Source organism: Rhodococcus sp. MS13 (genome assembly GCF_013277835.1).
In the GTDB taxonomy this organism is placed as follows: Bacteria; Actinomycetota; Actinomycetes; order Mycobacteriales; family Mycobacteriaceae; genus Rhodococcus_F; species Rhodococcus_F erythropolis.
Genome location: NZ_VBTL01000007.1, coordinates 517,328 through 529,015 on the forward strand (window position 1 = coordinate 517,328; position 11,688 = coordinate 529,015).

Below are 11,688 nucleotides of genomic sequence, written 5' to 3' on the forward strand. Positions count from 1 at the left end.
GTGGAGGCCGCTCGCGCTCCTTGAACGCTACCGCTTACATCACCGAATGGTCTCGCAGACACGCATGAGCCAACCAACGCCTAACGGGCGCGTGGGTGTGCCTGAGCCCACACTTCGCGCAGCGCTGTGACGGTGACCAGTGTGTAGATCTGCGTCGTGGTTACCGAAGCGTGACCGAGAAGTTCCTGCACGACACGTACGTCCGCGCCGCCGTCGAGCAGGTGTGTGGCAAACGAGTGCCTGAGCGTATGGGGTGAGACGTCCGCCTTGATCCCGGCCGACGCGGCCGCGTCCTGAAGAATCTGCCATGCACTCTGACGCGAGAGGCGTCCCCCGCGCGCGTTGAGAAACAGGGCGGGAACACCGCGCGTCGCCAGGCTGGGGCGCCCGCGGACGAGATACGCGTCTACGGCGGCGATCGCCGGCCTGCCGACGGGGACGATCCGCTGCTTGCCGCCCTTGCCCTTGAGCAGCACGGAACGGGTTTCGGTGTCGATGTCGTCGACGTCCAGATCGATCGCCTCGGTGATGCGTGCTCCGGTCGAGTACAGAAGCTCGAGCAGAGCGCGATCCCTCAGGTCGCGGGGCCCGTCACCGGCCGCACCGCCACCCGAAGCGTCGAGTAGGGCGATCACGTCGTCGAGCGGCAGAGCTTTGGGCAGCTTGCGTCCGGGCGTCGGCGGCTTGACCGTTCGAGCCACATCGACACCGACAAGGCCCTCGGCGGCGGAGAACTTGTGGAATCCGCGGACCGCGATCAGGGTCCTCGCTGCCGAACTGGCGGCCAACGGTACGACGCCGGCATCTTTGTCACCCAGGCGCAGATGTGTCACGAATTCGGTGACGTCGTTCTCCGTCACGCCCGCGACGTCGTCGATGCCGCGCCCGTTCAGGTACTCCGCATACCGATTCAGGTCGCGGCGATACGAAAGCAGAGTGTTGCGCGCAGATCCTCGCTCGACCGCTAGATGGTCGAGATACGAGTCCACCTGTCGGGCAAGCACTTCAGGCTCGCGACTTGCGTTCTCCGAATGCGCGAGGACGATCGGGCCACGGTGCGTCGGCGGGGCGTAGCGGCTTTCCCGTCGAGCGTGCGGTAGCGATCGCGAGAATGCCCGATACCGCGGTGGCATTGACGATGTCACCGCGCAGCGCCATGTCGACGGCGTCGGCGAGCGGAACTCGCGAAATCTCGAGATCGGCTTCTTCGTGTTCGGGATCGTCGCGCTCCACCTCGTGCAGCCCCTCGGCGAGGAAGACGCGAACCGCCTCGTCCGTAAACCCGGGTGAGAGAGCTACATCGACCAGCACCGACCATCGATCGGCGCCGAGTCCGGTTTCTTCGCCCAGCTCGCGCGCTGCCGCCTCGACCGGGCTCTCCCCCGCAGCGTCGAGCAGACCGGCAGGGATTTCCCACAACCGGTGCCCGAGCGGGTGACGGTACTGGTGAATCAGCACCAGGTTGTCGCGCTCGTCCAGTGCCACGACGGCAACGGCGCCGTGGTGTTCGACGACTTCCCGATCGGCACGCTGACCACCAGGCATCGCAACGGTGTCGACGCGCAACGCGATGATCGCGCCGGTGTAGACCGTCTTGGAGCCGAGGGTGTCGAATTCGTGCCGACCGGGATCGCTCATCTGTGGCTAGACCTTTTCCACGTTCTCGACTGCAGCGTCGAGCGCTGTCTCGGTGGCAGCGGTGTCGATCTTCTCGTCACCGTGGACGTCGACGGGCAGGCGCTCTTCGAGCTTGTAGGTCAACGCTGCTTCGACGAAGGCGGCGAACAGCGGGTGCGGGCGCGTCGGGCGACTCTTGAGCTCCGGGTGTGCCTGGGTGGCAACGAAGAACGGATGCTGCTCACGCGGGTACTCGACGAACTCGACCAGGTGACCGTCCGGCGAGGTTCCGCTGAACTGCAAGCCGGACTTGGCAATCCGGTCGCGGTAGGTGTTGTTGACCTCGTAGCGGTGACGGTGACGCTCGGAGACGTCCTCGGTTCCGTAGGCCTGAGCGACGACGGAACCCTTGGTCAGCACGGCCGGGTATGCACCCAGACGCATGGTGCCACCGAGGTCGGCGTCACCGGCGATGACGTCTTCCTGATCAGCCATCGTGGAGATGACCGGGTGCTTGGTGTCCGGCTCGAACTCGGCCGAGTTGGCATCGTCGAGGCCGACGCTGCGAGCAGCTTCGATGACGACGCACTGCAGACCCAGGCACAGACCCAGCAGCGGCAGCTTGCGTGCACGTGCGAAACGGATCGCACCGAGCTTGCCCTCGATGCCGCGGATGCCGAAGCCGCCCGGGATCAGAACACCGTCGACGTCACCGAGAGCGGCCTGCGCTCCGGCTTCCGTCTCACAGGCATCCGACGGAACCCAGGAGATCTCGACCTTGGACCGGTTGGCAAATCCACCGGCGCGCAGTGCCTCGGTGACGGAGAGGTATGCGTCGGGCAGGTCGACGTACTTGCCGACCAACGCGACCCGCACGGTCTCACGCGGCTGGTGAACACGATCGAGGAGGTTGCCCCACACGGTCCAGTCGACGTCGCGGAACGGGAGACCGAGCTGGCGAACGACGTAGGCGTCGAGGCCCTCACGGTGCAGAACCTTCGGGATGTCGTAGATCGAGGGAGCGTCGGGCGTCGAGATGCAGGCGTCGACGTCCACGTCGCACATCAGCGCGATCTTGTTCTTGAGGCCCTGCGGAACGTCACGATCGCAACGAAGGATCAGCGCGTCGGGCTGAATGCCGATGCTGCGCAACGACGCAACCGAGTGCTGCGTGGGCTTGGTCTTGAGTTCTCCGGAGGGGCCGAGGTACGGCACGAGGGAGACGTGCAGGAAGAAGACGTTGTCGCGGCCGACGTCGTGGCGGACCTGGCGAGCGGCTTCCAGGAAGGGCTGCGATTCGATGTCGCCGACGGTTCCACCGATTTCGGTGATCACGACATCCGGGCGGTGTCCCTGCAGATCCGGGCCGCTCATCTCGAGGATGCGACGCTTGATCTCGTCGGTGATGTGCGGGATGACCTGAACGGTGTCACCGAGGTACTCGCCACGGCGTTCCTTGGCGATGACCGTCGAGTACACCTGGCCGGTGGTGACGTTCGCCTGACCGGACAGGTCACGGTCGAGGAACCGCTCGTAGTGCCCGACGTCGAGGTCGGTCTCGGCACCGTCTTCGGTGACGAAGACCTCGCCGTGCTGGAAGGGGTTCATGGTGCCCGGATCCACATTGAGATAGGGATCGAGCTTCTGCATGGTCACGCGCATTCCCCGCGCGGTCAACAACTGTCCCAGGCTCGAGGCGGTCAAACCTTTGCCGAGCGAGGAAGCTACACCTCCGCTGACGAAGATGTGCTTGGTGGCGGTACGCGTGTTAGTGCGTGACTGTGGCAAAGGGGCTCCCGTGACGACTGTGCAGGGCTTGGTCTGATGAAGCATGCTGGGGCCTGCCGACCCACGGGATTTCACGGTAACACCTATCGGGGGTCGGTGCCTACAACGCGCCGACTTTCCGCCCCCGATGTGACCGGCGTATCAATACCGGGGTGTTCAGTTGGTGGGTGCGCCGACGGTAACCGCCGCCGCTCCCGGTCCCGTGCCGTAGCGGCCGGCGCCGCCGTTCAACTGTTCCTGGAGTGCCAACGGCGTCGTGATCTTGCCCGATTCCCGGTCGATGTTGTCGATGGTCGTCAAGCCCGCTGAGAGCGCCGCGTCCGCACGTGCGACGGCAACCGGACCACTGCCCTCGGCAGAGCCAGGCCGGCCCGCGAGAATCGTTCCTGCGCCGCGTCCGTCGAGAGCACCGGCAAACCGGGCGATGACAGCGCCGCGGTTACCCGTGGCTGCGTCGGATTCACTCTTGTTGTCGCCGGTGAGAACCACTGCGAGCTGAGCCGGCTTGACCGCTCCGTCGTCGTAGCTGATGAAACCGGCGCTACGCAGCGAGTCGAGCGCGAGATTCATCTCGTCCGGAGTGCTCTGCGGTTCGCTGTTCTGCCCGTTGAGAAGCAGAACCGAACCGAGCAGATCACCCGCGAGACTGCCCTGATCGACCGCACCGGTCTTGAGGGTGATCCCCGCAGGGATGACATTGGTGACGACGGTCCGCAAGCGGTCACCACCGGTGGCGTCGACAAACGAATCGGTGAGCGAGACACGTCCGGTCACGGCGCCGCCGGCGGCAGTGACGAGTCGGTTGACACCGTCGAGATCACTGGGATCCGCGTCCGGTGCCGTGATGACGACGACGGTGCGACCAGCGAGACTGTCACGCACGACGCGACCGCCGACAGCGGCATCGAAGCCGTCCGCGGAATTGAGTTGCTGCTGAAGCTGATTGGACTGTTGATTGAGGTCTTCGATCTCGTTCTGCAGGTCCGCCTTGTCGTCACGCAGACCGGACAGCAATCCACTCGACAGCATTCCGGAACCGAGCACCACGCCGATCGCGAGTGCCAGAAAGATTGCCGCTATGGAAATTGCATGTTGACGCATCGAAATCACTTGAAGAGCCCCTGAACCCACAGCGCGAAGCTGTTCCACGTTGCGATTGCCCAGTCGAGAACTTCACTACCGGCATTGGACACGACCAGGGCGACGATCACTGCCACCAGGGCGGCGAGCACCAGGAGCGCGATCGCGCCGCCGGACACTCGACTTCGATACAGCGTTGCCACAGCCTTGGCATCGACCAGTTTCGGTCCAACCTTGAGCCGTGTCATGAACGCCGACGGATTGCTTTCACGACGCCCACGGTCGAAGAACTCGTCCAAGGACACCACGTTGCCGACCGTCACGATCAGTGAAGCTCCGTGGTGATCGGCAAGCAGCAGGGCAAGGTCGGTCGGTGAGCAGGTCGCCGGGAACGTCATCGCCCCGATACCGAGATCCTGGATTCGGGAAAGCCCCGCCGCATGACCGTCCTGGTCTGCAGGCAGAACAACTTCCGCGCCGGACTTGAGCGTGGAACTGGTGATTTCCTCCGGGTCGCCCACGATCAGATCGGGGCGGTATCCGGCCTTGCTCAACACGTCCGCACCTGCGCCGACACCGATCAAGATCGGCGAATACTCCTTGATGAAGGGCTTGAGGTTCTTCAGATCGGTCTCGCGTTCGGGGCCGTCGGAGACGACCACGACATGGCGGTCCTTCAAGTCGATATCGATGTCCGGAACACCGATTCCGTCGATGAGCAACGGGCTTTCGGTGCGGATGAACTCGATGGTGTTACCCGAGAACGCTTCCAAGTGATCGACCAGGCCGGTCTTGGCCTCGATCATCCGGTCGGAGATTTCGGCCTCGGTCTGCTCTTCGCCCTTGACGAGGCTCTTCTCGCCGTTGAAGATCTCGCCCTCGTGCAGGCGGATCTTGCTTCCGTCCTTGATGTTCTTGAAGACATCACCGTCGACGGCATCGATCAGAACGATGTCGTTGGCGACGATCACTTCCGGTCCGAGGTTGGGGTACCGCCCCGAAATCGACGGCGACGCGTTGACCACAGCCATGACTCCGGCTTTCACCAGAGCATCGGCGGTCCGGCGATCGATGTCGACTTCGTCGAGGATCACGATGTCTCCAGGACCGACACGGCGCAGAAGCTTCGCCGTGTTCCGATCGGCCCTGGCGATGCCACTGATCCCAGGCAAGGATTCGGTGTTACGTGAGAGCAATCCGGGCATCTTCATGGCTTCGATGATGAACCTGAAACCGCGTTGACCGGTGGAGGCGCGCCGACAACTACCACATCAGTCACACCAACACCACAGAACCTTCAATCTGTGACGCGGGCCGCATTCGCGATCTCGAGCAGTTCTTCGGCGTGCGCACGACCGGTTTCGGTGTCGTCCAGCCCTGCCAACATACGGGCCAATTCGACCACCCGATCCGAATCCGACAAGGTCCGCACGCCACTGCTCACCACTCCGCCTTTGTCGTCGACCTTGTCCACCACGAGGTGGGTGTCGGCAAACGCAGCAACCTGCGGAAGGTGGGTGACGACGATAACCTGATGCGTACGAGCAAGTTTCGCCAATCGGCGGCCGATCTCGACAGCAGCGCGGCCACCAACCCCCGCGTCCACCTCGTCGAAAACCATCGTCGCACCGGTGTCGCTACCAGCGAGAACAACCTCCAGCGCCAGCATGACGCGTGACAGCTCGCCACCCGAAGCGCTCTTGCTGATCGGAAGTGAAGGTGCCCCACTGTGCGCTGACAGGCGAAATTCCACCTCGTCGACGCCGGCAGACCCGGCATGCAGGTCTACTCCCCCGACACTGAGCGGCGCCGAGTCCTGCGGGCCGGCAGGCTGCGAACGCACAGTCACTTCGAGGCCCGCACGTCCCATCGCCAGACCGGCGAGTTCCGCGCTGACGGCTTTGGCGAGCTTTGCCGCCGCCTTGACTCGCGCGGCGCTCAGCTTGGTAGCTGCCTCCGCGGTCAGACCAGCCGTCTCCTCGACCTGCTTGGCCAACAGTGACAACGCATCCGAGGACACGTCGAGTTTGGATAGACGAGCGCGAGCAGTATCTGCCCATTCGAGAACACCGTCGACATCGGCGGCGTACTTGCGAGTCAGAGTCTTCAGTTCCGATTGCCGCGACAACAAAGAGTCCAGAGCACCCGGGTCTGCGGGCAGCCCGGACAGGTAGGTGTTCAGGTCACCGGCAACGTCGGTGACGACGGCAATAGCGTCGGCCAACCGGGAACCGAGGCCATCCAGATCGGCGTCGGTGACCGACTCGATGCGCGCCCTCGCTTCGGACATCAGGTCTAGCGCCGGCATGACACCGACGTCGCCGCTTGCCATGTCGTCACTACCGGCGAGCGCAGCGTGCGCCTCGTCCGCAGCCGAGCGGAGCGAATCGAGTTCACTGAGTCGACGAACTTCGGCAACGATCGCCGTGTCCTCGCCGGGCTCGGGTGCCACGCCGTCGATTTCGTTGAGCGCGAAGGTCAACTGATCTGCTTCTTGTGCCAGTTCACGAGCCTTCGACGTGCGCTCGATCAACTCCGAACGAGCATCGAGCCATTCACGACGGTGTTTGCGGTACCTCGTCAGCAGCGTTCCGATTGCCTTGTCCCCGAAGCGGTCCAGCGCGTTGCGTTGCTGGTCGGGACGAAGCAATCGCAGCTGATCGTTCTGTCCGTGGACAGTCAGAAGTGGGTCCGTGAATTCGGAGAGAACTCCCGCCGGCACGCTTCGTCCGCCGAGATGAGCCCGTGACCGCCCATCGCTGCCGACTGTCCGGACGGCGATGATGGTCCCGTCCTCGTCGCGCTCGGCGCCGGACGATTCCAGGATTCGGACGATCTCACGCTCGGTGGCCGGTGAGACGTCGTCGGCGATGAATCGTCCTTCGACAACGGCTCGCGACGCGCCCAACCGCACTCGACCGGCATCCGCTCGCGCTCCGCTGAGGAGGTGCAAGCTGGTGACGACCATCGTTTTACCTGCGCCGGTTTCACCGGTCAGGACGGTCAGGCCCTCGTGAAACTGGGCGCTGGCCTCGGAGATCACACCAAGACTGTCGATACGGATCTCTGCGAGCACGATTAAGGCTTCCTTCCTCGCCATCCGGTAACCGGAAGCTCGAACTTGCGAACCATCCGATCAGCGAAAGGCGCAGAGTCCAACCGGACCCACTTGACGGGAGTGGCGCCGCGAACGATCTCGACGCGAGCGCCGGCAGGCAGTTCCAATGTACGACGGCCGTCGCAGAAGACCAGGCCGTCGTGGCTGCCTGCGACGGTCTCCACCGCGATGATCGAATTCGGGCTGGTGACCAACGGCCGCGCGAACAGCGCATGCGCGTTGCTGGGTACGACGAGCAATGCTTCGAGTTCGGGCCACACGACGGGGCCGCCTGCGGAAAATGCATAAGCGGTCGAGCCTGTGGGAGTGGACACGAGAACACCGTCGCAACCGAACGCAGACACCGGTCTGCCGTCGACTTCGAGGACAACTTCGAGAACTCCCAGACGCGAACGGTTCTCGATACTGGCCTCGTTGAGCGCCCACCCGCGGTCGATGATCTCGTCGTCCACCCGAATCACGACGTCGAGTGTCATGCGAGACTCAACGCGATATTCCTTGCGAACTACTTGTGCGAGCGCCTCGTCGAGATGCTCGGCCTCGGTCTCTGCCAGAAATCCGATCCGTCCGAGGTTGATGCCCAGTACCGGAATGGACGCTTCTTGAGCGAGTTCGGCGGCGCGCAGAAACGTGCCGTCGCCACCGAGGACAAGTACCAACTCGCATCCAACGGCAGCATCAGGGCCGGGATGAACAACCGTGACGTCGAGACCGGGCGCAGAGAAACCCTCGGGTTCCGTCATTGCTTCGATGCGCGAACTGTCTGCTTCGTCGACGAGGACTCGCAGTCCGATTCCCGCGCGCTCGAAGATCTTCCCGACCCGCTTGGCAGTTTCCGTGATGTCACGTCGACCAGGGTGTGCGACAAGAAGGATCTCGCGCGACTCGCCGTTCGTGACCGCGTTCACTGGGGCCCTTCCTCTACAGCCTTGCGAATCATGTCCTCCACCGTGGGGACTCCCTCGGTGTTCGTCTCGGCGTCGGTATCCGTCTCTTCGTCGCCGGATGTACCCGACTTTCGAAGCCACAGGAAATACTCGACATTTCCCGACGGACCGGGCAATGGGCTGGCCACGACACCTAACGTCCGCAGACCTACCTTTGCAGCAGCCTCCGACACGTCGAGCACAGCGGAGATTCGCAGTTCCGGATCTCGTACGACGCCACCGGCACCGACGCGGTCCTTGCCCACCTCGAACTGAGGCTTGACCATCGGAACCAGGTCCGCGCCGTCAGCGGTACAGGCGACAAACGCCCCGAGTACCAGTTTGAGAGAGATGAACGACAGGTCCGCGACAACGAGATCGACAGTTCCGCCGATCGTCTCGGCATCGATAGCGCGAACGTTGGTTCGGTCGATGACATGTACTCGGTCGTCGGACTGCAGGCGCCACACCAATTGGCCGTAACCGACGTCGACGGCGACAACTTCCTTCGCACCGCGTGTCAGCAGAACGTCCGTGAACCCGCCGGTGGAAGCGCCGGCGTCGAGGCACCGGCGACCTTCGACCGTCAATCCTTCGGTACCGAAGGCGTCAAGGGCACCGATCAGTTTGTGAGCACCGCGCGACGCCCACGAGACTTCCTGCTCCACCTCGACGACCCGAAGCGGCGTTCCGGCTTCGATCGCCGTCGCGGGCTTGGTCGCAACGGCTCCGGAAATGAGAACTCGGCCCGCGGAGATCAGTTCTTGCGCATGATCTCTCGATCGTGCCAGACCGCGACGGACCAATTCGGCGTCCACCCGTGCTCTACGTGCCACGTCAAGCCCTGTCCACAGAGGCGAGTGCCTGGACGAGCACCTCATGTGCCTGTTCCAAAATATGTGCCTTCTGCGGAATCACACCTGCTCCGTGATGATCGTTCGGATCGTGTTCGATGCCGCCGAGGCGTGCCAGCAAACCGTCGACGTCAGAACGTATTCGTTCCGGATCGACGGTAGGGCGTGACCCGGGCAGCGGTGATCCGTTGCTCGAGTTTCCGGGGTGCGGTGTCGGCGTGCTCATCGGGCACAACGTTAGTGCATGACTCTCGGTTGCGCATACACCCGCACCCCCGCGAGTCGAACACATATGCGAGAAATCAGACCAGCCAGGAAGCAAACAGATCCGCCACGCCGGCATCCGACGCTTCCAGCGTCTGGAACGACGGATTAGCCCATGCGACAGGCGCAACCGCACGTAGAAGTGACATTTCGTCCCCGACAACCGGGCCCTCGACGACCAGTGCCGACTCGTTCACCGCGACGGACCACTTGGATTCCGCGCCGACCAGTGACTCGACGGCCGGCTGATTGAGCGAATCCAAAGTTGCTGCAATGTAGGTGGGGCGCTGCTCAATCGGAGCCCGCAACACGTCACCCGGCGTGCTCACACCGGTGAGCACCAACAACGAGTCGATCGAAACAGCATGTGCGCCTTCGATATCAGTGTCCAAGCGATCACCGACGACCAGTGGACGCGAGCACCCACTGCGTGCAAGCGCATCCTCCATCAGCGGTGCAGCAGGCTTGCCTGCCACCAAGGGTTCCTGCCTCGTGGCGGCGCGCAGAGCCGCCACCATCGAGCCGTTGCCGAGCACCAAACCCCGTTCCGACGGCAGTGTGGTGTCCAGGTTCGCAGCCACCCACAGCGCCCCGGCCCTGATCGCCAAGCATGCCTCGGCGAGGATCGACCAGTTGGTCTCCGTCGAATGTCCTTGGACGACTGCAACCGGGGAATCCGCGAATTCGCGCACCGGAAGCAAACCGACGCGCGTCACCTCGTCGGCCAATGCATCGGTACCGACGACGAGTACAGCGGCACCGGGTTCGAGACGCTCAGCCAACAGGCGCACCGCCGTCTGAGAACTGGTGACCACGCGATCGTCTTCGGAATCGAAACCGAGTTCGGTCAGATGCGCGGACACTGCCGAAGGCGAGCGACTCGCATTGTTGGTCACGTAGTACAGAGCCTGCGTACCCTGACCCAACGCGGCCTGGGTACCGGGAATCGCATGAGCTCCGGCGTACAGCGTGCCGTCGAGATCGAGCAAAAGTACGTCGTACTGAGTACGAAGCACGGTCACTGATCTTCTCCGGTCAACTCGGCCACCCGTTCTTCAGCATCCGTGTCACCCTCGAGGTCTGCAGCTGCAGCATTGAGGAACCACTTCAATCCGTCTTCGACACGACCTGCTGCAACGAGGGCATCAGCGTACGCATAGAAAAGCCGAGCCGCCGCTTCACCGGTACGCGCTGCGTCAAGATCCTTGGTCTGCAGTGTGACAACTGCCTGATCGAACTGACCGAGATCCATGCGGGCGCCGGCGACCACGATCCTCAACTCCGAAGCCTCGTCGCCGGAAAGCAGGGCAGCCTCGTCGCTACGACCGAGCTCGATTGCGCGTTCGGGTCGACCCAAACCGCGTTCGCAGTCGGCCATGACAGCGATCAGACCCGGTCCACCAGCCATTCGACGGGCAGCGCGAAGCTCGGAGAGAGCTTCAGCCCATTCACCGGCGTGGTACGCGGTGATTCCAGCAGCTTCACGAACGACCGCAATTCGGCCGGCGCGCTGACGAGCAGCGCGCGCGTGGAGCAGTGCAAGTTCCGGGTCTTCGTCGACAAGCTTGCCTGCCATGACGAGGTGACGCGCAACTGTGTTGGCGTTGTCCTTGTCGAGGCTGAGCAGATCTCGACGCACGGCCGGGTCCAACTCGGTGGGCTCTACGTTGTCGGGCAAATCCGGTTCGTCAGGTCGTGCTTGCTGACGGTTGCGGTCGCCGTCGCGTCCACGAGGGGTGAACCCACCCTCGCCGCCGCGACGCTGTCCGCCGTTGAATCCGCCGCCACGGTTACTGTTTCCAGCACCGCCACGGTTGTTGTCTCCGGCACCACCGCGGCGGTCTCCGCCTGCAGCGCCGCGTGATCCACGCCCGTCGTTGTCACGACGGGGGCCACCTGATCGAGGCGCTCCTCCCCCACGGAAGGACCGACGCTCGTCGCCATTCTCCGACACAGTCATTCCTCTCATACAACGCACGAAAGGGGACCCAATATGTTGGGTCCCCTTTCGGTTAACGGGTGTTCGGCGGTGTCCTACTCT

General features: G+C 63.5%; 11 protein-coding genes. All 11 read right to left on the minus strand.

The annotated features are described in order from the left end of the window. Positions 1 to 80: 80 nt before the first annotated feature. Positions 81 to 1,004 carry a site-specific tyrosine recombinase XerD gene (gene xerD, locus FEZ59_RS16470; protein ID WP_019748588.1) on the minus strand — a complete coding sequence of 308 codons (924 nt, stop codon included), beginning with the start codon at positions 1,002 to 1,004 and terminating at the stop codon, positions 81 to 83. A gap of 1 nt (position 1,005) precedes the next feature. Further along, entirely contained in the window at positions 1,006 to 1,638 is a 633-nt protein-coding gene (locus FEZ59_RS16475) for an NUDIX hydrolase (protein WP_172932889.1), read from the minus strand. Positions 1,639 to 1,644: 6 nt separating this feature from the next. Further along, entirely contained in the window at positions 1,645 to 3,405 is a 1,761-nt protein-coding gene (locus FEZ59_RS16480) for a CTP synthase (protein ID WP_029255445.1), read from the minus strand. Between the two features lie 156 nt (positions 3,406 to 3,561). Beyond that, complete coding sequence (locus FEZ59_RS16485) at positions 3,562 to 4,515, minus strand: copper transporter (protein WP_019748590.1); 954 nt, start codon at positions 4,513 to 4,515, stop codon at positions 3,562 to 3,564. Next, on the minus strand, positions 4,512 to 5,696 hold the full coding sequence (gene steA / locus FEZ59_RS16490) for a putative cytokinetic ring protein SteA (RefSeq protein WP_020969713.1): 1,185 nt from the start codon (positions 5,694 to 5,696) through the stop codon (positions 4,512 to 4,514). The genes FEZ59_RS16485 and steA overlap by 4 nt, the downstream gene beginning before the upstream one ends. Positions 5,697 to 5,782: 86 nt before the next feature. Beyond that, positions 5,783 to 7,561, minus strand: a complete 1,779-nt coding sequence (gene recN, locus FEZ59_RS16495) for a DNA repair protein RecN (RefSeq protein WP_133728160.1) — start codon at positions 7,559 to 7,561, stop codon at positions 5,783 to 5,785. 2 nt (positions 7,562 to 7,563) lie between these two features. Further along, entirely contained in the window at positions 7,564 to 8,511 is a 948-nt protein-coding gene (locus FEZ59_RS16500; protein WP_019748593.1) for an NAD kinase, read from the minus strand. Continuing rightward, positions 8,508 to 9,365, minus strand: coding sequence for a TlyA family RNA methyltransferase (locus FEZ59_RS16505; RefSeq protein ID WP_172932890.1), 858 nt, complete (start codon positions 9,363 to 9,365; stop codon positions 8,508 to 8,510). The genes FEZ59_RS16500 and FEZ59_RS16505 overlap by 4 nt, the downstream gene beginning before the upstream one ends. A gap of 1 nt (position 9,366) precedes the next feature. Then, positions 9,367 to 9,609, minus strand: a complete 243-nt coding sequence (locus FEZ59_RS16510; protein ID WP_019748595.1) for a hypothetical protein — start codon at positions 9,607 to 9,609, stop codon at positions 9,367 to 9,369. 76 nt (positions 9,610 to 9,685) lie between these two features. Continuing rightward, positions 9,686 to 10,669, minus strand: coding sequence for an HAD-IIA family hydrolase (locus tag FEZ59_RS16515; protein WP_141487233.1), 984 nt, complete (start codon positions 10,667 to 10,669; stop codon positions 9,686 to 9,688). After that, positions 10,666 to 11,607, minus strand: coding sequence for a hypothetical protein (locus FEZ59_RS16520; protein WP_073513327.1), 942 nt, complete (start codon positions 11,605 to 11,607; stop codon positions 10,666 to 10,668). Before FEZ59_RS16520 ends, FEZ59_RS16515 begins: the two co-directional genes overlap by 4 nt. Positions 11,608 to 11,688 lie beyond the last annotated feature (81 nt).